Genomic DNA, 22,481 nt, shown 5'->3' on the forward strand with positions numbered 1-22,481 from the left:
CGTTACACCCCGGCAGTGGTTACCATTCCGACCCCACACGCCTCCGCTCACCAACCTGACCGACGCGGCCTCACGCTACATGGTGACAACTACGTTTCCGGACCCGATGTTCCAACACACCACCATTTTGACGACACCTGTCAGTTCGATGAACGATTGTTAGTTGGACGAGATGCAGTTCTCAACGTCGCCCGTGGCGGGAAAGCTACTACGCTCTGCCGTTAGTGTCAGGTATTGAAACGGGCAAAGCAAGGCAGACAGCGACACATAAGCAGCTCTAACCAAAAGGCCAAAACCGGGCCTTTCGGTTAGAGCCACTTATGCTCTGCTTTCTAACCGCCTTGCTTTGCCCTCTAAACAAAAATAGTCAAATATCGGAAAAATAACAGTTTTTTTGATGCATTACCCACCAATTACATTTACACTGTGGTCGTGGTTAAGGATAACAATACCGGGATAGGGGGTGCGACTATGGATGCCGCAACATTACAAGTTAAACGGATTACCGTTGATCACTACCACCGCGCGTTACGCCAACTGCGGGAATACAACATGATTAGACGAGCAATCGTGCTACTACGGGATGCCTCAGTGAGTGCCGGGATCACCACCGAGTTAGCCCGTATGGCCGCAGACGTGCTCAGTGATTACAACGAATCCAGACTTTTGGTTCAATATGGGGAAATGAACACCGGATTACAACTGTCACACCGCCTCCCCGCCGTTGATCCGCCACAGAATCAACCGACCACCTAGCGTACGACGGGTGCGTGGACCCGTCTGGTGTGCACACCATCTTTGCGACAGGTATTTGGTTCAATAAGGGCGCCCAGTAACCGACGCCCTGGGGGACACAGTAACATTACTGTGTCCCTTTACTTTGTCCTAATAACTACTGCTTGAACTATCCGTCGTATCCGTATTGTCCGTACCGTTAGTATCGCTATTGTTATCCTGGTTGTTGCTCGTCCCCAACCAGTTTTGAAACTTATTACTATTCAGTAGCGGCGAGTTCGTGATAATAAACTGTGCCGGCGCCGACTCCGCATACTGCGAAGTCATCCACGTATTTTGCACCAATAACAATAACGACAGCACGATGAATATGGCAATGTAATTGAAAATGACCGCCACGATCGCACCGCCCAAGCTGTTCGCCTGCTTAATGACCGGAATCCACGTCACGTGCCGTGACATGCGAGCCAACCAGTGAATCAACAGCTTACCCAACACGATAATGAGTATAAACGTGACGATTTTGCCGACGAACCCAACATCCGCCCCGCCAAACTTGACGGCCAGCGGTTGGTACGCCGCAATGGCAATCACCCACAAAATAACGTTACCCACCATCGAAATAACCGTAATTGCCAGGCCCTGACGCCAACCGGACATAATCGCCAGCAGGAGCCAGATTACAATGATAATGCTCAAAGCCATACTAATTTCTCCTTTTGTACGTCGCGCCCAGCCTGCGACTAATATTCTTTACGTTTATTATCCTACAAAGCGCACCACCGGACATTCCGTCCGCCAAAATTTATGAATTAGTCAAAGAACAACAAGAGAGTGGACCACAATGCGGTAGATCCGAGCACTAACGTAATACGACCGATATTCCCTAATTTAGGAATATCGGTCGTATTGGGTTCGGCACAGGGAGCCGCATTGTGGTCCACGTCTGTAGGCTGGCTTCTCACCATAACGCCGCCCGGTCAGAAGCCGGCCGGCGTCGATGTTCATCGTTTTTCCGTAGCCACTGATTTTGCCGGCAGCGTACAGTCACTACTTCAAAATCTATTTGCCGTCGTTCAACGGTACAATGGTCGTAAAGTCATCACTTGGCACCCGAATCAACGAGAAGGTGTCCCCCACCTTACCGGCACGAAGACCCAGGCCGTTCAAAAAGTTGCCTTTGTACTTGGCTTAATCGTCGCCACAAATGCCTTGTCCGTTTGCTGATCCATCGAGGTTAGCTTCTTGGCGTTCCACGGGAAGTGGGAAGTGCATGTTCAGAATACTACTGCCGTTAGAAACGGTTGCGTCATTGCTGTTAACCTCAACCTTAGCGTTCTCCACCCAATACGTGTAGTGCATCAACGAATTCTTCCCCGCACCCGAACGAACCTCAGCGTAATACGAGTGCTTATCATCCGTCTGCAATACCAACGGTTGGTACTGGTAGGTCACCGTGGCCTCTGCCTTATTCGTAAAGTTAGTTGGCCGCAGCAGCGCATAAACCAAGCCGTACAACGCAGCGCAGAAAACAATCACCTCTACAAGGTCCAGCAGTATGGTCCGCCCGGAGCGGTGCTTGCCGTGTACCACAATCATCTTGAGGTGCCGCTGGCGAATGTTAATCACGATAAAGATGAGGTAAGCGACGAGAATAATCCACGCCGCCACACCGATCAGGTTCCATGCGTTCATGAGTCTTCCTCAGAGTGCGTGTCTATTGCGGTTGGTCAAGCTTATTGATTGCGGCTTGACCCAACAAATTCATGTAGTTCCACGGACGGTCAAAGTTGGGGTTGAACAACATATCCACATACCCCAAATCGTCCACGGTATTCTTATTTTGGATCATTACCGAAATGACGTTTGCGCACATCGAGATATCCAGCTTGCTGTAAAATTGCCCGCCGAGAATCTGCCGGGTTGACCGCCGAAATACCAGCGTACCCTCAATCGGCGTCGTCGTCGGCATAAATTCCGGACGATAATTATCCCTAAATTCAACAAAATCAACGTCGTCAAAATACTTACGGGCCCGGCTGTAGGTCAGGCCGCTGGTCGCCATGTTGTGCTCCAGAATGCTTAGCGCGCTAGTGGATTGCGTACCCATGTAGTGGATGCTGCCGGGATTAATAATGTTTGCTCCCGCAATCTTGCCCTGACGTACGGCGTTGGTAGCCAAAGGGGCGTAGGCATACTGACCCGTGGGGTTAAACCGCACCACGGTCGAGTCGCCCGCCGCGTAAATGTCCGGGTCGCTACTTTGCATCTGGTCGTTCACGATGATGGCCTGACTGCGGTCCAGGTCCACCATACCGGCAACCAACTCCGTCATGGGTTGAAACCCGACGCATAGAATCACAATGTCGGTTTCAATCTCGCCCTTATCGGTACGGATAAACACCCGGCCATCGCCATCCCCGTCAAATTCCAGCACGTGTTCGCCATCATGTAGGTCAACCCCGTGGTTCCGCAGGTCATCCCCGATTCGACTCGCCAACCCGCGGTCAACGTAATGACTCAGCAGTCCGTGGCGGCCATTAATCAGCAGCACGTCATGGCGGCCCTGTTGGGCAAAGGAGCTGGCAATCTCGACGCCGATGTACCCGCCGCCAACAACCGCAATCCGCTTAGCCTGGTCAGAGGCAGCTTTGATTGCCTGGGCATCCTTGAAGTTTTTGCACAAAAAGACGTTCTCGACGTTCACGCCGCGGATAGGTGAAGCCACTGGGTACGAACCAGTGGTGACAATCAGCTTGTCGTAGGTATCGCTGAACTTCTCGCCAGTTTCGAGGTCCTGAACCTCCACTACTTTGCGCTTGGCATCAACTAGCGTGACGTCATGCCGTAAATGTACGCCCACGTGCAGTCCCATCGCCTCAACCTCAGGCCCGGTAGCATAAAAAAAACGTCGTGTAGGTCGCGGACAACCCCACCTAGGTAGAGGTAAATACCGCACGACAAAAAGGAGATATCCGCGTTGCGCTCATATACCGCCACCTCCGTCTCGGGATCGCGGTTGAGTATTTCCTGGACCGCGGCCGTACCTGCATGGGTACAACCAATCACAACTACTTTCATAAATTGGTGCTCCATTCGTTCATTGGGAACCACGTTCAACAGCGGTCACTTAACCAGCGGCGGCCACTTTTCTTGTTATCAGTATCGCACAGGAACGACAAATATCAAAGGTCAACTACCCGCAATAATTCTAAACAATGGCCCCGTTCGGTGCTAATCAACCCCCGGGATACGCAAAGGAGCCGTAACCAATGTCACAGCCCCAATGTGCATAGCCAACGTTAATTGAGCATAGTCTATTTCACTGGCGTCCACTGCCATTCGCGTACTTCGGGAATATCGTCCCCTTCGCGGCGAATGTAGTCATTGTGGTACTTCAGCGTGGCGTCCATCCGGTCGATGAAGGCTTTGCCCTCGTCGCCGTACCCGCCAACGGCCTCAATCACATCCTTGGCCAGGTGGTAACGGTCAAGTTCGTTCAGTACCCGCATGTCGAACGGCGTAGTAATATCACCGTCTTCACGGTAGCCGTGGATACGCAGGTTCTGGTTGTGCCGGCCGAACCACATGTCGCGAATGAGTCCTTCATAGCCATGGAAGGCAAAGATGACGGGCTTATCCACCGTGAACAGGTCGTCAAACGCAGCGTCGGTCAAGCCACGAGGATCTTGCTCCGGCCGCCGGAGCTTAAGCAGGTCGATGACGTTAATGAACCGGATCCGCATGTTCGGGAACGTAACCCGTAGCAGGTCAATGGCAGCCAAACTTTCCATGTTCGGTTCAGTCCCAGCAGCAGCAATCACTACCTCTGGTGCGCCATCATCGTCGGTGCTGGCCCAATCAATCCGGCCCATCCCGGCATCAGCGAGGCGTTGGGCCTCTTCGATACTGTAGAACTGTGGCCGTGGCTGCTTAGAGGTCACCAGCAAGTTAACCGTTTCGGAACTACTAAACAGCTTTGGTGACAAAGCAAGCAGTGAGTTCGCGTCCGCTGGCAAGTATTCCCGGATAAATTCAGGCTTCTTTTCTGCCAGGTGCGTCAGAATCCCTGGATCCTGGTGCGTGTACCCGTTGTGATCCTGCTGGAAGCTGGTCGAAGTTGCAACCACGTTCAATGATGGGTAGTGACGCCGCCATGGCTGCTCACTGGCCTCACGAACCCACTTGAAGTACTGCGTCAGCATGGAGTCCACGACCCGCAGAAAGGCTTCATAACTAGTAAAGAGGCCGTGACGTCCGGTCAGCGTGTAGCCTTCCAGGAAGCCTTCGCTCTGGTGCTCAGAAAGTTGCGAGTCAATAATCCGGCCAGAGGTCGCCAGCTTTTCGTCCGTGTGTTCGTCAATTGGTTCAAGCCACTGCCGCGCGGTCTCTTCAAACAAGCCGTACAACCGGTTGCTCATCGTTTCGTCCGGACCAAAGACGCGGAAGTTCGTCGGGTTCAGCTTAATCAAATCGCGCAGGTAGTCAGACCAAACAATCATGTCTTGCTTGGTTAAACGGCCAGGCTTCGAGTTGTCCAAAGCGTACTTCTTAAAGTCGGGCAACTTCAACGGCTGTGGCGACAGGCCCCCGTTAGTAATCGGGTTGGCCGCCATCAAGTGGTCGTGGTCCGGCAACAACGCTTGCAGTTCCGGTACCAAATGCCCTGCAGCATCAAACTGTTCTTCAGGATGGTACGATTTTAGCCATGAGGTCAGCGCGTCAACGTGAGTCATGTCCTCAGAGGTGACGGGAATCGGGATTTGGTGTGCGCGGAATGAGCCTCAATGGGGTCATCATCACTCCTTCGGGCCCGTCCAGCCCTTTGGCGAACGGAAGACGACCACTGGCCAGTGTGGCTGACCAGCATTGCCGGTCTCGCGAGCATTCTGCTGGATGGCACGAATACTCTCCACCGCCTCGTCCAGGGCCCGTGCCATTTCTGGATTGAGCTTTTCTGGGTCGTCACCCTCAACAAAGATGGGTGCCCAGCCTGCGCCTTCCAGGTACTTCCGTACGTCTTCATCGGACTTACGCGACAAGATGGTCGGGTTACTAATCTTAAACCCGTTCATGTGAATAATTGGCAGTACCGCACCATCATTAATCGGGTTAATGAACGTGTTGCTAAACCAGCTAGCAGCGAGCGGGCCAGTTTCACTTTCGCCATCGCCAATAACAACGGCCGCAATCTCGTCCGGGTTATCCAGGATAGCACCAACGCCGTGACTGAGGGAGTAGCCTAATTCGCCACCTTCATGCATTGATCCCGGTGTCTGCGCACTGGCATGACTCGCCACCCCACCAGGAAAACTAAACTGCTTGAACAGTTTCTGCATCCCCTGCTGGTCCTGGGTTACCTCAGGATAGTCCTCAGTGTAAGTGCCGTCCAAGTATGAATTGGAGACCATGACCTGGCCACCATGACCTGGGCCTTCAATGTAGAACATGTTTAGATTGTATTTGTTAATGACACGATTTAAGTGGGTGTAGATAAAGTTCTGCCCCGCAATCGTGCCCCAGTGGCCGATTGGGTGAACCTTAACGTCCGTAGCCACGATGGTCCGTTTGAGCAATGGGTTGTCCTTCAGGTACAACTGGCCGACAGACAAGTAGTTGGCAGCCTGCCAGTACCGAGTCATCTTTGCAAAGTACTCGGGTGTAGAATATTCCGTCATTACAGCAACCTCCATTTTTTTTGGGTCAAAGGTGCACGGCATTACGCCGCACGAACAATAGACCGGCCGTGATTGGTAACCGCTCACAGCACCTTACTTTAGTATAGCGCAGAACGACCATTTGTTCGACCATCCTGTACACCATTTTACCGCGTACACCACGGGGTGCACACCATGTTAAAATAATAGTAACAATTGTCACAGAGGGAGGAAAAGCCATGTCTAAAACCGCCACAGCACTAGCCTTCATCGCGGGCGCCGCCACCGTCATGCTCATTCAGCGGGTGCACGCCAAGATCACGTTTGTCGAAGCCCCCGCGGACTTGCCCCAGGAACCGCGACCATTGCCGGCCGCCGAACCACAACGCACCCCGCGCCCGGCACAGCGGCACCGTACCCGCGTCATTGCGGGTAACGTTGCCAGCCAGCCACATCCGCACACCAACTTACGGTAGCCGCTTGCGGCTACCTTTTTTTTGCGGCGAGATTCAAAGATGCGGCCAAACTCGCTAAGCAAGTCGTAGTCACGGTGCAAGTTATGCGAGTCGTGGATCATCTGTTCCACATCCACTTTGCCGGCAGCGTCTGGCTTGCTGTCTGCCGCCAGCAGGATCTTGGGAATCGCGGTCAGTAACGCTTCCCGTTCGGCTTTGGTTAAATTGGCCAGTAGACGCTTGGTTGCGCCATCCTGAACCGCCTGGAACACACTCTCGGCGGACAGTAATTCTTGCAGCTGCTGTGGTAACCGGTCTGACATGTTGCGTACCCCCGTATTGGTAATACACCTATTCTACTATAGTAAGCGGTTGCGTGCGTAGAATTAGTTCGGTTATCCGTGACACTCGTACCGTAGTCAAGACACCCAAATCCCATGTAAACTACCTTCATAGGCTATACGCAATTTGTAATGTTTGGGTCGACCATGCATTTGCAGGTCAGGCACACGTATTAACGTTCTGGGCTCAATTAATCGTCATGTGTTTTAAATAACGATGCGCGTTATTTAAATGTGTCACCCCAACAACAACCATGAAGGAGAGTACCCCACTTTGCTTAAATCCGAGCTGCAGCACATCATACGCAATCGCGGCGTCATCTGGCTGATGGTCGCCACCATTTTGATTCCAATCACCTACTCGTTTTTCTTCCTCACCTCTGCTTGGGACCCGTACGGTAACACGGGCAAGGTGCCCATCGCGGTCGTCAACCTCGATGAACCGACCAAGCTACAGGGGCAAACCGTCAACGTTGGTGAACAAACCGTCGCCAAGTTACGGAAGGACCACCAGCTAGGCTGGCACATCACCTCCGCCCAGGAAGCGGCCCGCGGGCTGAAAAACAATAAGTACTACGCCGTAATCACCTTCCCGCGCAACTTTTCGCGCGACGCGGCGACGGTGCTGGATAAGCAGCCGCAACAAATGCACTTTACCTATAAGACCAACGGCTCACTCAACTATATTAGTGAAGTAATGAGTCAGGTTGGTAGTGACAAACTGAACAGCCAAATTCAGGCCAAGGTCACCCAAACCTACGCCCAGTCGTTTATCGACCAAATGCACGGTATTGGCAAGCAACTGGGCAAAGCCGCTGACGGTTCAACCCAGATTAGCGATGGCTGGGGCAAATGAAGGCCAAAACCGCGGCGATGCCGAGCGGGGTTCAGCAACTAACCGCTGGCTCCGGCCAGCTCGCCAGCGGCATCAACCAATACACGGATGGCGTTGGTCGGGTAGCGGACGGGCTCGGGCAACTGCACGCCAAAACACCCGAGTTGGCTGCTGGAGTCGGCCAACTCGATGACGGGATCAACCAGTATACTAACGGCACGGATCAGGTGGCCGATGGTATCAGTCTACTCTACGGCAACACCCCGGCCCTGCAAAGTGGCATTGGTCAACTGGCCGACGGGGTTAACCAGTACACCGGCGGCACGGACCAGGTGGCCGACGGTATCCAACAGATTAACGCCAACGCCCCGCAACTTACCGGCGGCGTCCAGCAACTGACTGACGGCATCAACCAAATGTATACCAGTGTCGTGCCGGAATCGAGTGACAACTCTACTTTGAGTTCGGGTACTAAGGCCCTACTCACCGGTATTAACGACCTGGACCACTACACCATTCAGGCCAAATTGGGGGATGACCAGGTCAACCTGCCCGACGGCGTCGCCACGTTACACAACAAGATGACCAAGTTACTACAGGCCATCTCTGACCAAAACACGTTGATTAGTTCCGCGTTCCAGACCTTTGATATCGGGCTACCCGTTGCGACTATCCTGACACCAAAAGGCATCACCACCAGCGATCTCGGTCTCCCGGCCGGCACCGACAAAGTCTACCCGCTAATTCACTTTGAGAAGCTGCAAAAAACTGCCACCACCACGCTGATAACGACCTAGCTAGCCTCAAGGCGGCGGTAGCTAAGTCCGGTGACGCCGACGCCCAGGCGGCTTTGAGTAAGTTTGAAGCCAGCTACACCGGTGCCAAAGACGCTAAGGATACGGCCTACAACACCACTAAGGCTACCTCAGCTTTGCCAAAAACAGCATCCAGCGGACGGACACCGACGCTGTAGCGACCCCAAGGGGCTGAAGGTCGCCATCCAGAAATTTGCTGATAACCTGGAAACCATGGACAACGAGTTAAACCACGCTGACGTCAGCGGCCACCCAACGTACGCGAGTGCCGTGTCCCAGTTGAAGGACGGCCTGAACAAGTTGAACAACGCCGTCAACGTGGGCGTTGCTGCTGATGGCAGTACGACGACCAGCCTGACTGCCGGCGTCACCCAGCTCCGCGACGGTTTGGTTAAGCTGAACAATGCTGTGAACGTGGGTGTTGACGAGCAGGGTCACCAGACCACCAGTCTCGCCAGTGCCGTCACCCAGTTGTACGACGGCACGCAACAGCTCCACGCTAACTCCGCCAAGCTCCGCGACGGTGCCGGGCAGTTGAACGCCGCTGCGCCAACATTGGCCTCCGGGGTCAAGCAACTGTACGACGCACCCAGCAGCTTAAAGCTAACTCCGGCAAATTGCGCGATGGTGCCGACCAACTGAACGCAGCCGTACCAACATTACGGTCAGGCGTACAACAGCTTTACGACGGTAGCCAACTGCTGAACAGCAACTCTCCCGCTTTGAAGAGTGGTGCTAGTCAGCTGGCTGGTGGGCTGAGCACACTGAACGCCAGCCTACCAACGTTGATGGACGGTATTAACCGCCTTAATGATGGTTCAGGTCAGCTCACCACCGGCTGAAGGATGGTGCCCTGCAAATTAGTCAGGCCCACCTCACGCCGCTAACCGCCAAAATGTTTGCTAACCCTGCAACCGACAAGCAGATACGGTTTACGAAGGTCGCGAATTACGGCGCCGCTTTGGCACCATACGTATTGGCCCTCGCACTATTCATCGCGATTATCATCTTCAACTTTGGCTACCCGATGCGGCGGCGGAATCATCGTAACGAAACCGTGATGCAGTTCCTCTTCTCCAAATTAGCGGTCGGTACGGTAGTCGCAGTTGCCATGGCGATCATCGAGGCTACGCTGATTATGCTGCTCGGCCTGCCCGTGGCTCACGTCGGCGCATTCTACGGCATCACCATTCTGTTCGCCCTCGCCGCACAGTACATGACCATGCTACTCAACCTGGCGTTTAACCGGGTCGGTATCTTCATCGCCCTAGGACTGTTGACCCTGAGCGGATCTGGCGGCCTCTTCCCCGCCGAGACCATCAACCCACTATTCGAGTCCATTCAACAATTCCTGCCCATGACGCACGCCATTAACGGTTACCGCAACGCGATTACTGACGGTATTAGTAGCACCACGGTCACCACCAGTACCGTCATTCTAATTGTGGTCGCTATCCTGAGCATCGCCCTCATGATCCCGGCAATTGGCTACATCATCGGCAAAGACGAAGAATCTGACACGAACGATAGCAACGCCGAATAATATCTAGGTCAATTGACCCCCAACGCCCCCGAACGCCTCAGCGCGTTTGAGGGCGTTTTTACGTGGTACAAACAATTTTATTGATGTATAGGTTACAAACGTATCATTCAAAAGTTATAAAGATTTCTGTAAACTGGCTCCCATGAACTGCGCGGTATTCGCCATTTTTTTTGTTGCTTTTTAATTACCACGTGAGTTCTAAACAATTGATATCACGGTGTTATTTGTCCATCCATACCACACTTTACCGTACTAATTTGTTATCAGTTACACGTGTATCAGATTACCGGAGATATCGAAGAAGGAGCGTTAAATAACGATGATCAAAGAAGAGTTACACCACATGCTGAGGCATAAATGGGTGATCTGGCTAATGGTTGCGACCATCCTCATCCCCATCTTTTACTCCTACTGCTTTCTCACCTCGGCCTGGGATCCTTACGGCCGTACCAGCAAGCTACCCATCGCGGTAGTCAACCTGGACCAGCCCACCACGCTCAAGGGTCAGCGGGTCAACGTGGGTGCGCAGACGGTCGCCAAGTTACGCAAAGACGACCAGCTGGGTTGGCACGTCACGACTGCCAAAGCCGCAGCGCAGGGACTCAAGGACAACAAGTACTACGCCGTCATCACATTCCCGAAGGATTTCTCCCGGGATGCGGCTACGGTGCTCGACAAGACTCCCCAACAGATGCACTTTACTTACAAGACCAACGGCTCCCTCAACTACATTGGGGAAGTCATGAGCCAGGTGGGGAGTGATAAGCTCAACGACCAGATTAAGGCCAAGGTCACACAAACATACGCACAAACCTTTATTCAGCAAATTGGTAGCATTGGCAAGCAGCTCAAAACCGCGGCTAACGGTTCCCAGCAGATTACGGACGGTATCAGTACCCTCCAAAGCGGCACGGCCGCAATGCCAAGTGGCGTCTCGCAACTCGCAACGGGTAGTAACCAACTCACTGCCGGCGTCGTGACCTACACGAACGGCGTGGCGCAGGTGCACTCCGGCATGTCCCAGCTGTACGCCCAGATTCCCACACTTTCTAGCGGTGTGAGCGCGCTATACACCGGTAGCGGTTCGCTGTACAAGGGGCTCGGCCAACTGTACGCTCAGGTTCCAACGCTGGCTAGCGGGGTGACCCAGCTAGATGCCGGCGGGAAAACCCTGGCGTCCGGCGTGCAGAGCTACACTGGCGGGGTTGGCCAGGTGCAAAGTGGACTATCCCAGCTACAAGGTAACGTTCCGACGTTGTCCAAAGGTGTATCGCAGTTGAACGACGGTGGCACCCAACTAAGTGACGGCCTGAACCAACTGAACGCTGCCGTTACTACTGGCAGCGATAACAACCCTTCTTTGGCATCAGCAATCAACCAACTCAACACGGGTGCCGGCTCAATTTACAGTGGCGCCAACCAGCTGAACGGGCAGGTTAACGGCGACACCGAGGACACCGACCTGACCAGCTCCGTCCAGAAACTGGATGATGGTAGCCAGCAACTCGCTGACGGTATCAGCCAGATGAAGGATAAGATGGACAAGCTACAGGGTAAAATCAATTCGCAAGTATCCACCCTGAATATGATGTCCGGTATCCTGAAGTCCTACGCTACTTTGAAAGCTAACCAGGACTCAGCGAATACCGAAATGCAGACCGCCATCGACGGCGTAACGGATGTCGACCAGAAAGCAGCGTTAACGGCGGCCTGGGCCAAGGTCAAGACGGCCCAAAGCTCCACGTTGACCGCGTACTCCACCCAAAGCAGCGTCTTGAGCATCGTGAAGACTAATTTAACCAGCACGGCGACAGACTCTGCTGGCGATCCAACCGGTTTGCAATCAGCAATCAGTCAGTTCGACAGTGCGCTAGACCAGTTGAAATCTGGCTCGGCGCAAATTAACACCGGGCTCGATACCCTGAATGGTAAGGCACCACAACTGGCTACCGGTATTCAGCAACTGACTGATGGTGCGCAACAGGAAAGCAACGGCCTCCAAAAGTTGGAAGCCCAAGTACCAACGTTAACTAGTAACGTTCAAAGACTGGCAGACGGGGCGAACCAGGAATCTACCGGCCTCAATTCCCTTAACAGCCAGGTACCAACCTTGGCTTCCGGCGTTAACCAGTTAGCTGCCGGTGCCAACACCCTTAATAGCAACTCCGCTGCTCTGAACAGCGGCGCCCAGCAACTTTCTGGCGGTCTCACCACTCTTAGTGGCAACATTCCTACCCTATCGAGTGGCGTTTCCCAGTTGTACACCGGTTCCGGCCAGCTGTACGCCGGCCTCGCTACTTTGAACAACAGCGTACCAACGCTGGCCTCTGGTGTGACCCAACTATACGACGGCACCAAGCAGCTGAACGCTAACTCCAGCGCCCTCGTGTCCGGCTCCAGCCAGATTAGCGGTGGCTTAGGTACGCTGAACGCGAGTGTGCCAACCCTAGTGAGCGGCGTGAAGAAGTTGCACAAGGTTCCAACAAGCTCACCACCGGCCTGAAGAGCGGTAGCGACACCATCGCCAAGACCAGTTTGACTGGCAAGACCGCAAAGATGTTTGCCCAACCGTCGAAGGATACTGAAATCAAGTACACGAAGGTGGTTAACTACGGTCAGGCACTGGCACCATACGTACTCGCCCTTGCCCTCTTCATTGGATCATCATCTTCAACTTTGGCTACCCAATGCGGCGTCGCAATGGCAAAGACGAATCGGTATTCCAGTTCCTGGGCACTAAGCTCGCTGTTGGTACCGGCGTGGCCGTAGCCATGGCTGTGGTCGAAGCCACGCTGATTATGGCGTTCGGCCTCGACGTGAACCACGTGGCCGCGTTCTACGGCATCACCATCCTCTTTGCCCTCGCAGCGCAGTACCTCACCATGCTGCTGAACCTGGCGTTCAACCGCGTTGGTATCTTCATCGCACTGGCGCTACTGACACTGAGCGGTTCCGGTGGTCTGTTCCCGGCTGAAACCATCAGCCCGCTGTACGAATCCATGCAGAAATTCCTGCCGATGACGTACGCAATCAACGGCTACCGCGAGGCACTCACCGACGGCATCGCGTCCGGCACGGTGATCACCAGCATCGTGATTCTCGTAGTCATTGCAGTTCTCAGCGTCGCACTGATGATACCCGCAATCGGGTACCTCATTGGGAGCGACGGGGAACACAGCGAAGAATAAGCATTAACAAAACCGTGCTATCCATACACTAGATGAGTGTATAGATAGCACGGTTTTTGAGTTTATTTAGTCTGGACTGAAACAGTGGCATCTCGCTATAAAATCGGCAGATGTTCTATGCTTGCCCCCATAGATACGCGCACACCAACGCCGCAATAAAGCTAATGGTCGCTAACGTCACCATGATTGACGCCCAATTACGCCGATTTTTCACAATCATCACGATGGTCAGCACCAACGCAACGATAAATACAACGGCAAAGATGCCGGTTAGTGCCTGCCACATAGTATTTCTCCTTCATATGGAATGTAAAATGATTAACTGCAACGCGTCCGGGTCTCGGTAGCCGAGTAAAGGTGAAATGCTACTGCGCTCCCTCGCTACTCGTGCGTTTTAAAACGAGCTGCGCCCCGCAGAAAGCGACGCATAAGCTACTATCACCAAAAGGCCAAGTACGGGCCTTTCGGCGATAGTAACTTATGCTCTGCCTTCTAACCGCGGGGCTCCGCTCTCCCATCATGTTCCTCATGCCACTTTCGAATCTGCTCCACGCGCTGCTTTACCCGCGCTTCGCTACCCTGATCAGTAGGGTGGTAATACCGCTTCCCCACCAAATTATCCGGCATCGTCTGCATCGTGGTGAGCTTATCCTTGGTGTCGTGCGCATACTGGTAATCCTTGCCGTAACCTAAGTCCTTCATCAAACCCGTGACCCCATTACGAATCTGCAACGGCACCGGCTCCGCCATCGTGTTCTTAGCGTCCGCCGCCGCACTGTTGTACGCTACTTCCATCTGGTTACTCTTCGGTGCGAGCGCCAGGTACGTCACCGCGTGCGTCAGGTGCACGTTACACTCAGGCATCCCCAGAAATTGGCACGCCTGGTACGCCGCAATCGCAATCTCCAGCGCCCGTGAGTCCGCCATCCCGACGTCCTCACTCGCAAAGCGGACCAGCCGCCGTGCCACATACAGCGGGTCCTCCCCCGCCTCCAACATCCGGGCCAACCAGTAGATGGCAGCATCCACATCCGAATTACGCATCGATTTGTGCAAAGCCGAGATGATGTTGTAGTGCTCCTCGCCGTGCTTATCGTACAGCAAGGCTTTAGTACCCATAATCTGCGCCAAATCGTCTTTGGTCACCTGCGTCACACCATCGACAATTCGGGCGTTAGTGACCGCCATCTCAAGTGTATTCAGCGCCGTCCGCGCATCCCCATTCGCGTAATCCGCGATGGCGTGGAGTAAGTCGTCACTAATATCGATGGTGAAATCGGCAAAGCCGCGGTGGCTCTCAATGGCATTATGCAGTAGGTGCACCAGCTCATCGGCGGTTAATGCGTGTAACACAAAGACCCGCATCCGCGATAAGAGGGCGGCGTTGACCTCAAACGACGGGTTTTCAGTCGTCGCCCCAATCAGAATGATGCTGCCGCGTTCAACGTACGGCAAAAACGCGTCCTGTTGGGCCTTATTAAATCGGTGAATTTCATCCACGAAGACGATGGTTTTTTTGCCCCAGCTCGCGGTTGCCCTCCGCCTCTTCCATTACTTTGCGAATTTCCTTGATGCCACTCGTGACCGCAGAGAAGGTCACGAAGGCAGCCTTGGTTTGTCGCGCAATCAGCTGGGCCAGCGTGGTTTTACCCACACCGGGCGGACCCCAAAAAATCATGGAACTCACTTCGTCACGTTCAATCAGGTTATACAAAACCTGGCCGGGAGCAACCAGGTTCTCCTGCCCCACAAATTCAGCGAGGGTCTGCGGCCGCAAGCGACTAGCCAGTGGCTGATAGCCCTGGTCCGCTTGTGCTGACCGCGTATCTCCCGCGTCATCACCAAAAAGGGATTCTTGCCGCATAGATGGACACCCCCGTTCATCATCAATCTAAGCTAAAACATATACTGTTCGTCATGCATAATTTTGCTGGCGTCCAAAACCAGGTGCTGGCCCTCAGGCGCAAAGTGGTGCTGCTGAAACAGCGCCGCATCCGTGGACCGCACAATTTGCTCAGCCGTTAACCACTGGAGCTCCAATTCGTGCACCGCAAACCCCAGCATTCGGGGTAACACCTCCGCCATCACTGCCGGATTGGTGTCCGCCAGCGTAGCAAGACGCACCGACGCCGTCATGCGTTGCTCGTCCACGTTGAACAAACCAAAGGTGCCCATCAGTCGGCCAGTGGCCCGATCCTGCACGCCATAGAGTAGCGCCTGGTTGCGCATCACCAGCGCCATGGCGCGGTTAACGTAGTGAGCGGTGTCGCCAATCACGGTGTCAACCGGCCGCTCCTGACCACGAGCAATTTCAGGATCCTGCCGCAGTGCAAATACTTCTTTGAGTTTGGCCATGGTCAGCCAGTCCATCGTGTAGTGCACCGACATAATTGGGTGATACTTCTCAAAGATGGCCACAACGCCACCCCCTGTCTACTTACTTTACTATTGTATTTTAACACGTAGGTCCACCAAGGGCCGCCAACCACCAGCCAAATTGTCAGGCAAATCCCTTCCCCAGTCCCAACGCACCTAAAAGGGTCACCCGACATTCGCCAGGTGACCCCCAATAATGATGCGCATATTTCAAGTAAACGAGCCTAACTAATTAGTTAGAGAATGGCCAATACAATGAAGTTAAGTATAAACCCAATCGTCACCACACCCAACATTGGGTGAATCTCACGCACTTTACCTTCAATAATCTTAATCAGGCAGTAGAAGATGAAGCCGGCCGCAATCCCGTAAGAAATGTTGTAAATAAGTCCCATGACTACGGAGGCCATGAACGACGGGATAGCTTCGGAGAGGTCACTCCAGTTGATTTCCTTGAGACTAGAAGCCATCATGACCCCAACCAGAATCAGCTGGTGCTACGGCTTCCGTCGGTACGATGGAAATAATCGGTGCAAACAGGCCCGAAATAACGAACAGGATGGCAACGGTCACACTGGTCAGCCCGGTACGGCCACCAGCACCAATCCCCGCAGCACTTTCAATATAGGTCGTCGTGTTGGATGTACCAAAGACGGCGCCAATACTTGTGGCCACGGAGTCTGCCACCAACGCTTTGTCCAACCGGGTCGCAAAGCCCTTAGTCGTTTCCAGTTCGTGAATTTCCTCGTCGGTAAAAATACCGCTGCGGTGACCAGTACCGATAAACGTCCCAATTGTATCAAACGTATCGGAGAAGCAGAAGGCAAAGATGGTCATCAACGTCAGGAGAATATGGCTACTATTGCTAAACAGCGTGCCAAATCCGGCATGACTAAATGCGGCGCCAAACGTGGTACCTAGCTGGTGAATGGACGAACCCAGGGAGTTGCTAGAAGCAAAGCTCAGGTCAGTCACGCCCATGGGGATCCCAATAATTGTGGTTGCAATGATACTAATCATGACGGCCCCGGGTACCTTTTTCACCACGAGAATGGTCATGATGATCAACCCAATCAGTGCGAGCAAAGCACCAGACTGCGTAAAGCTAGTCAACGCGGGTACGATACCGCCGCCAGTGACCACGCTAGTCACACCCTTCACCGCTGCGTGCGCATTGTACGCCTTGTCGTTAATGGACAAAATGTCGGATGAATCGGAAGTGAATTGGAGGAACCCAGCGTTTTTCAACCCTATGTAGGCAACAAATACCCCGATACCACCACTAATGGCATGCTGCATAACCTGTGGGATTGCCGCAATAATGGTCTTCCGAATGCTGGTGACGGTAATCAAAATGTTGATCAGGCCACAAATGAACACGAGGGCCAGCGCCTGTTGCCAGGAGTAGCCGAGCGCAAAGACGACGGTGTAAGTAAAGAAGGCGTTGAGCCCCATCCTGGTGCCAGGGCGTAGGGTACGTTGGCAAACAGCCCCATAACCAGGGTCCCCGTAGCACTGGCAATAATGGTTGCCAGGAAGACGGCCTGGGATGGCATCCCCGTCAAGGAGAGCAACTGGGGGTTAACAAAAAGAATGTATGACATGGCAAAGAATGTAGTGAATCCAGCCAAAATTTCGGTACCAACGGACGTATTGTACGTCTTTAGCTTAAAAAAAGTGTTCCATTACGTGCTCCTTTTCCTCTTGATGGCATCATTCTACGATTAATCATGAACAATTGCAATGGCTACGTTGCATTTGTTCGGATAATCACGAACGTTATTAAACGACCATAAGCAAAAACCCACCAGTTTTAAAGCCGGTGGGCGATTTAGTAATAATCCTGTTTAATTAGTTTCTAGTTGTGCCACGTTTTACTAACTCCGGACTTACCAATAACTCTCCTTGCTGCGCCCCACTTTGAGCAATTTTTTTGTATCAACATGCGTGCTAACAATTCGCCGAGCTTCTGCACTGGCTGTTTAACCGTCGTTAATTGAGGATTAGCCACTTGATCCAGAAAAACACCATCAAACCCGATAACCGCAAAATCGTTGGGTATATTACCGCCGTTTTGGATGATAGCCCTCTCGACACCGATTGCTAAACGGTCGGATGCACAAATAAAGCACGTATTACGAGCAAACTTACGCCAATTATCGTTGACGAATGCTTGTGATTGATGGCTGTGGTTCCCCATGCGATGTATCTTGGGCACTATTTTATGCTGTTGGAGCGTATTAATGTATCCTGCTTCCCGAGAGTATTCAAACGACTCTTTTACGTCAATACCAATAAATATCACGGACTGATAACTTTTAGCTAAGGCGTACGCAGTCGCTAAAGCAGTGCCTTCCTTGTTGTCAGTATCAATGAAGTCATATCCATTGTGATTCTCGCCAAAAATAACTGTCGGCTGCGACAGGCTGTCAATTAAGGGGATGTCTTCTGACCGCGCGCCGGTCACAATGAAACCATCGGCAACATTGCCAACGCTAAGACGAGCCCGATCCGTAACCAGTTGCAAGGCATATCCTTTGCGATCCAGCCCCTTAGCAACCCCAAAAAGAAGACTCATATAGTACGGCTCAGTAGTATCAATATCCTCCAGAATGGCAACTTTAATTACATTCGTGCGGTTATTCGCTAACGCCTTAGCCACTGAGTTTGGTTGGTAATTTAAAGCAATGATGGCGTCCTCAACCAACTGCTTAAGTTCAGGTGTAACTTGTTCGGGATGATTAATAACACGAGAAACTGTCATCTTAGAAACGTTTGCTTGCTTTGCTACATCAGAAAGCGTAACCATATGGGCCCCCTCAATCACACACTAACAGTAATATATCCATCATAATATACTTTGCTTAAAATCTAACACCATATCTTCGGGCAATACCCTAACACCCCAAAAAGGATTCGATTAACATATCGAATCCTCATTGGTGCCTATCATTACTCGCTAACATAACATAAATAATTAGCCTTTATCTGCACCAGCGGTTATGCCGTTAACATAGAACTTCTGCATAACTACAAACAGAATAGTAATTGGTATTGCGATAATTACACAGCCTGCAATAAACCAAGTGAAGTAGGCGGTTGAAGTACCCTTTGTTGCATGGACCATGTTGTACAAGCCGTATGCGATCGTATACGTCTTTGAATTACCAGAACTGGAGAGAATGATTCCCGAGAAAATGAAGTCCGTCCATGGTGCGATAAACGCAGTCAATGCAGTATATACAATGATTGGTTTGGACATCGGCAACCCAATGTGGACAAAGACTTGCCACCGTGATGCCCCATCAATTTCAGCAGCTTCATCGATTGAACGCGGGATAGTATCGAAAAAGCCCTTGGCAATGTAGAATCCTAAACCTGCACCACCAACATAAACCAGAATCAAGCCCACCAGATTCAGCATATCGAAGCTCTTCAAGATGTAGTAGAGCGCAATCATGGACATGAATCCTGGAAACATCCCCAGTATTAGCGCAATTTGCAGGTACGGTTTCCGAAAACGAAAACGTAGGCGGGACAACGCATATGCTACAGAAATTGTGACAAACGTCGACAGAATCATGGATACAATCGACACAAACAGAGTGTTGCGAATCCAATAAACAAACGGGAATTGGTCACTAGTGAAAATGCCAATATAATTACTAAGCGTAAACTGCTTAGGCCAAATCGTCGAAACGAAACCTGTGTCGTTGTATGAAAAGCTGGCCAACACAATCCAAACAATCGGGAAAATCCAAACAATCGCCAGCACAGCTAGTAATACGTACCGAAGGATGAGCGATAGCCGCCGTTTTGCATGATATGATGACATTTTAATCACCCCTCCTTAAATGCGTTTGTACGCCGGTAAGCAAACAGGGACACCGTAGCACTGATGATGAAAATTAGAATGCCTAACACCGCCGATGCGTTATATCTTTGTGTTTGTCCAAATACCAGGTTGTACAGCCAAGTAACCAGTAAATCAGTATCACCAGCACCGTTGTAGCTGTTATTCATTGGATACCCACCAGTGAGCAGGAATATTACGTTAAAGTTGTTGATGTTGCCGATAAATTGCTGAATCAATGCCGGCGCCATCACAAACAAAATTTGCGGGAATGTAATCCGACGGAAAATCTGGAATGGATTGGCGCCATCCATTCGCGCGGCTTCAATCTGATCTTGTGGCAAGTTCTGGATAATCGCGGTTGAGGTTAACATTGATACCGGAATACCAATCCACATGTTAACAACAATAACTGTAATACGCGCCACTGTGGCATTGGCCGAGGCACCAATAAAGTTAATTGGGTGCGCAATCCAGCCCCAATTCATCAGTACCGTGTTGAGCGGCCCTTGTAAGTCTAGAAATTGTGCCATCATCAATAGCGAAACAAATTGCGGTACGGCGTACACAATTACAAAGATTGTCCGCCACAAGCCCTTACGCTTGATACCCCTTGATTCAATTAACAGCGCAAGTAAGACACCGAAGAAGAACGTGGTCGCCGTTGCGGCAACCGCCCAAACCAGCGTCCAACCCAACACAGGGAAGAACGTGCCGGCCAAATCACCGGTTAGAACGTTGCCAAAAGCTTTAAAGCCCGTCCAGGAGAAACCAATTGGATGTTTGGAATCATAGTTCGTGAAGGCCATTGAAATCATATAAAGCGTTGGTAACACGGTGAATGCCATTACTCCGAGTATTGGAATGCTCATCAAAGTGATGTGTAGTTTGCTATCCAGCAAGGAGCTCAGTTGTTCCTTGTTGGTGGGAACATGTGTCCCATCACGATTCTGAACATACAGTGTGCGTAATGATTTCAAGCTAGTCACATACAGAAATACCATTGCTAATAGCAGGATTACCGCTAGGACACCAAATAGTAGAATGACAACGGAATTATCCGGTAATTTGGTAATATACACACCTTGAGACTGATTGTAGACAACCCGCTTGGTCTTATTCACACCCAACGTTGTCAACATGCTCAGTGTGCTAATCCCGCTAAACACAAACCAGAGTAGAAAGACTATTTCGGTACCTAGGTACGCGAACCCCTTCGCCCATTGCTTATTCTTGATCTGCGCCAGGCCCATGAACACAAAGGATAGCTTTGTGTACTGGTCGCCATTACGCCACACTTCTTTATACGTCGCCGCAGGAGGTAAAGTATTTTTCTTTCTAAACATAACTTCTCCTTACTAAGGCCTCAAGCAACCGTTAAAGGTGCTTTTACACCCTCAACTACTAGTTCTTTTGCGAGATAGCCTTTTGGAAAGTTTCCAGCTTAGTGCTGTATTGGCTTGCCTTAATTGAACCAGTGTATGCACCATTAATCAGTGGGGCAGAGAGGTTCCAGAATGTTGCCATCTGACTCATCTTTGGCTGAAGGACTGAATATCCAGTTTGGGACATCGTCATCACTGCTTGGGCCTCAGGATCCGACTTCAACTGACTGCTCTTTTGTGCCGTCTTGTCGACAGGAATTTGACCAGAGTGCTTGTAAACGGTTAGCTGAGACTGCTTGTTGGTGATGTACTGTGCCAAAGCTGCGGCAGCCTTTTGGTTCTTGGTAGCCGTGTGCGCATTAACGGCAAATGTTTCGATACCCTTGAACGCTTGCATCTGTACTTTCTTACCGTTAATCGTAATAGTTGGATATGGTGCTACCGCGTAGTTCTTACCCAGAATCTTCTTGATGTTAGCAGCATCCCAAGGACCATCGAGTGTGGCAGCGGCATTGCCGGACTTCAACTGGTTTAGCGCATTAGACGTTTGCATAACATTCTTATTGCTCTTTTGCTGAGCAAGCCAGGTCATAGCCGCAACACCTTTAGAATTGGCAACGTTTGTTCCATTCAGAGTCTCGCCATTCTTACCATATAGGTAAGTTCCTGCACTGAAGAATACCGGGTAATAGTTATAAGCATTCGTAAAGTCTGTGGCGACTACGCCCTTAGAAGTGAGTGTGTCCCAATCCTTAACATCTTCAGCGGATAGCTTAGATTTGTTATAAAACAGCGTCTGAACTTGTTCATAAACAGGATAGGCATACATCTTACCCTTCCAAGTCACACCTTTAGCTGCATCGGCAACATTATGCTTTTTAACGTAACTAGATGCACTTGGTGATAATGGATTAATATAGCCTTGATTAGCCATGGATCCCAGCTGATCGTTTGGTACTTCGAATACATCTGCAGCCTTGGATGGATCCTTAGCTACGTCGGTTTTGGCGTTAGCTGAACCGTTCGGGCTCTGCGTAACCTTGACGGTAACGTCTGGATATTCCTTGTTGAATTTTTTTGACGATACTCTTAAAGTATGAAACCTGGGTGGTGTCGACCCAAAGTTTAACAGTCCCAGTGGTCTTTGTACTGCTGCTACTGTCCGAGTTGGACGACTTCCCACAAGCAGCGAGTACCGTTGCCGCAATAAGTGCTGTGCTCCCTAACGCAATCTTTTGCCATAACTTCATGATATTATTCCTCCCAACGGAATCTTATAATTTGCCGAATTAAATAAC

General features: G+C 51.5%; 16 protein-coding genes and 7 pseudogenes. 9 read left to right on the plus strand and 14 right to left on the minus strand.

The annotated features are described in order from the left end of the window. The first annotated feature begins 471 nt into the window (after nt 1–471). Nucleotides 472–756: a hypothetical protein gene (locus JCM12539_RS00005; protein WP_054648285.1), complete on the plus strand. Its 285-nt coding sequence runs from the start codon at nt 472–474 to the stop codon at nt 754–756. A gap of 129 nt (nt 757–885) precedes the next feature. Here JCM12539_RS00005 and JCM12539_RS00010 read toward each other — a convergent pair whose 3' ends face one another. The 6 genes and pseudogenes from JCM12539_RS00010 to JCM12539_RS00030 all read right to left on the minus strand — a co-directional run bounded on the left by JCM12539_RS00010 (nt 886) and on the right by JCM12539_RS00030 (nt 7,170). Next, the gene (locus JCM12539_RS00010; RefSeq protein WP_054648287.1) at nt 886–1,440 is read right to left on the minus strand and encodes a CvpA family protein; all 555 of its coding nucleotides are present in this window, start codon (nt 1,438–1,440) and stop codon (nt 886–888) included. Nucleotides 1,441–1,797: 357 nt separating this feature from the next. Next, nucleotides 1,798–2,430 (minus strand): annotated as a pseudogene (locus JCM12539_RS00015) (LVIS_2131 family protein). A 22-nt stretch (nt 2,431–2,452) separates the two neighbouring features. Further along, nucleotides 2,453–3,816, minus strand: a pseudogene (locus tag JCM12539_RS00020) (FAD-dependent oxidoreductase). 236 nt (nt 3,817–4,052) lie between these two features. Beyond that, entirely contained in the window at nt 4,053–5,351 is a 1,299-nt protein-coding gene (locus tag JCM12539_RS15410) for a phosphoketolase family protein (RefSeq protein WP_439645101.1), read from the minus strand. Next, nucleotides 5,331–6,455, minus strand: a pseudogene (locus JCM12539_RS15415) (phosphoketolase family protein); the annotation flags it as partial. The pseudogene JCM12539_RS15415 and the gene JCM12539_RS15410, both read right to left, overlap by 21 nt. Nucleotides 6,456–6,690: 235 nt before the next feature. Next, nucleotides 6,691–7,170: a hypothetical protein gene (locus tag JCM12539_RS00030; RefSeq protein WP_054648291.1), complete on the minus strand. Its 480-nt coding sequence runs from the start codon at nt 7,168–7,170 to the stop codon at nt 6,691–6,693. 292 nt (nt 7,171–7,462) lie between these two features. Between JCM12539_RS00030 and JCM12539_RS00035 the strand changes: the two genes are divergently transcribed. The 8 genes from JCM12539_RS00035 (at nt 7,463) to JCM12539_RS00065 (ending at nt 13,569) form a co-directional block, all read left to right on the plus strand. Next, nucleotides 7,463–8,044: a YhgE/Pip domain-containing protein gene (locus JCM12539_RS00035; RefSeq protein ID WP_054648293.1), complete on the plus strand. Its 582-nt coding sequence runs from the start codon at nt 7,463–7,465 to the stop codon at nt 8,042–8,044. Further along, nucleotides 8,041–8,820 carry a hypothetical protein gene (locus tag JCM12539_RS00040; protein WP_054648295.1) on the plus strand — a complete coding sequence of 260 codons (780 nt, stop codon included), beginning with the start codon at nt 8,041–8,043 and terminating at the stop codon, nt 8,818–8,820. The genes JCM12539_RS00035 and JCM12539_RS00040 overlap by 4 nt, the downstream gene beginning before the upstream one ends. 53 nt (nt 8,821–8,873) lie before the next feature. Then, nucleotides 8,874–8,996, plus strand: a complete 123-nt coding sequence (locus tag JCM12539_RS14385) for a hypothetical protein (protein ID WP_263849698.1) — start codon at nt 8,874–8,876, stop codon at nt 8,994–8,996. Between the two features lie 55 nt (nt 8,997–9,051). Continuing rightward, nucleotides 9,052–9,480, plus strand: coding sequence for a hypothetical protein (locus JCM12539_RS00045; RefSeq protein WP_054648297.1), 429 nt, complete (start codon nt 9,052–9,054; stop codon nt 9,478–9,480). Then, on the plus strand, nt 9,456–9,680 hold the full coding sequence (locus JCM12539_RS00050) for a hypothetical protein (protein WP_054648299.1): 225 nt from the start codon (nt 9,456–9,458) through the stop codon (nt 9,678–9,680). The genes JCM12539_RS00045 and JCM12539_RS00050 overlap by 25 nt, the downstream gene beginning before the upstream one ends. Before the next feature lie 53 nt (nt 9,681–9,733). Then, the gene (locus JCM12539_RS00055) at nt 9,734–10,381 is read left to right on the plus strand and encodes a YhgE/Pip family protein (RefSeq protein WP_054648301.1); all 648 of its coding nucleotides are present in this window, start codon (nt 9,734–9,736) and stop codon (nt 10,379–10,381) included. A gap of 319 nt (nt 10,382–10,700) precedes the next feature. Then, complete coding sequence (locus JCM12539_RS00060; RefSeq protein WP_054648303.1) at nt 10,701–12,884, plus strand: YhgE/Pip domain-containing protein; 2,184 nt, start codon at nt 10,701–10,703, stop codon at nt 12,882–12,884. Between the two features lie 163 nt (nt 12,885–13,047). Next, nucleotides 13,048–13,569: a YhgE/Pip family protein gene (locus tag JCM12539_RS00065; RefSeq protein ID WP_225350151.1), complete on the plus strand. Its 522-nt coding sequence runs from the start codon at nt 13,048–13,050 to the stop codon at nt 13,567–13,569. Nucleotides 13,570–13,684: 115 nt separating this feature from the next. Here JCM12539_RS00065 and JCM12539_RS12955 read toward each other — a convergent pair whose 3' ends face one another. The 8 genes and pseudogenes from JCM12539_RS12955 to JCM12539_RS00100 form a co-directional block, all read right to left on the minus strand. Next, the gene (locus JCM12539_RS12955; protein ID WP_156301945.1) at nt 13,685–13,855 is read right to left on the minus strand and encodes a hypothetical protein; all 171 of its coding nucleotides are present in this window, start codon (nt 13,853–13,855) and stop codon (nt 13,685–13,687) included. Between the two features lie 206 nt (nt 13,856–14,061). Beyond that, nucleotides 14,062–15,433, minus strand: a pseudogene (locus JCM12539_RS00070) (replication-associated recombination protein A). Between the two features lie 32 nt (nt 15,434–15,465). Next, a complete protein-coding gene (locus tag JCM12539_RS00075; protein WP_054648307.1) occupies nt 15,466–15,987 on the minus strand; it encodes a GNAT family N-acetyltransferase in 522 nt (173 codons plus the stop codon). A 194-nt stretch (nt 15,988–16,181) separates the two neighbouring features. Then, a pseudogene (locus JCM12539_RS00080) lies at nt 16,182–17,579 on the minus strand (NCS2 family permease). Nucleotides 17,580–17,796: 217 nt separating this feature from the next. Beyond that, a pseudogene (locus JCM12539_RS00085) lies at nt 17,797–18,754 on the minus strand (LacI family DNA-binding transcriptional regulator). A gap of 168 nt (nt 18,755–18,922) precedes the next feature. After that, nucleotides 18,923–19,780 (minus strand): sugar ABC transporter permease, encoded by an 858-nt coding sequence (locus tag JCM12539_RS00090; RefSeq protein ID WP_054648309.1) that lies wholly within the window; start codon nt 19,778–19,780, stop codon nt 18,923–18,925. A gap of 5 nt (nt 19,781–19,785) precedes the next feature. Continuing rightward, entirely contained in the window at nt 19,786–21,144 is a 1,359-nt protein-coding gene (locus JCM12539_RS00095; protein WP_054648311.1) for a carbohydrate ABC transporter permease, read from the minus strand. A gap of 58 nt (nt 21,145–21,202) precedes the next feature. Next, nucleotides 21,203–22,433: pseudogene (locus JCM12539_RS00100) on the minus strand (extracellular solute-binding protein). Nucleotides 22,434–22,481: the final 48 nt, after the last annotated feature.

The organism is Lacticaseibacillus pantheris DSM 15945 = JCM 12539 = NBRC 106106, from assembly GCF_001311175.1.
In the GTDB taxonomy this organism is placed as follows: Bacteria; Bacillota; Bacilli; order Lactobacillales; family Lactobacillaceae; genus Lacticaseibacillus; species Lacticaseibacillus pantheris.

Excerpts from the sequence above, each read along its gene's own strand:
- JCM12539_RS12955 (WP_156301945.1), bottom strand. The coding sequence starts at position 13,855 with ATGTGGCAGGCACTAACCGGCATCTTTGCCGTTGTATTTATCGTTGCG.
- JCM12539_RS00095 (WP_054648311.1), bottom strand. The coding sequence starts at position 21,144 with ATGTTTAGAAAGAAAAATACTTTACCTCCTGCGGCGACGTATAAAGAA.
- JCM12539_RS00055 (WP_054648301.1), top strand. The coding sequence starts at position 9,734 with ATGTTTGCTAACCCTGCAACCGACAAGCAGATACGGTTTACGAAGGTC.
- JCM12539_RS00040 (WP_054648295.1), top strand. The coding sequence starts at position 8,041 with ATGAAGGCCAAAACCGCGGCGATGCCGAGCGGGGTTCAGCAACTAACC.
- JCM12539_RS00010 (WP_054648287.1), bottom strand. The coding sequence starts at position 1,440 with ATGGCTTTGAGCATTATCATTGTAATCTGGCTCCTGCTGGCGATTATG.
- JCM12539_RS00090 (WP_054648309.1), bottom strand. The coding sequence starts at position 19,780 with ATGTCATCATATCATGCAAAACGGCGGCTATCGCTCATCCTTCGGTAC.
- JCM12539_RS15410 (WP_439645101.1), bottom strand. The coding sequence starts at position 5,351 with ATGGCGGCCAACCCGATTACTAACGGGGGCCTGTCGCCACAGCCGTTG.
- JCM12539_RS00030 (WP_054648291.1), bottom strand. The coding sequence starts at position 7,170 with ATGTCAGACCGGTTACCACAGCAGCTGCAAGAATTACTGTCCGCCGAG.
- JCM12539_RS00045 (WP_054648297.1), top strand. The coding sequence starts at position 9,052 with ATGGACAACGAGTTAAACCACGCTGACGTCAGCGGCCACCCAACGTAC.
- JCM12539_RS00060 (WP_054648303.1), top strand. The coding sequence starts at position 10,701 with ATGATCAAAGAAGAGTTACACCACATGCTGAGGCATAAATGGGTGATC.
- JCM12539_RS00005 (WP_054648285.1), top strand. The coding sequence starts at position 472 with ATGGATGCCGCAACATTACAAGTTAAACGGATTACCGTTGATCACTAC.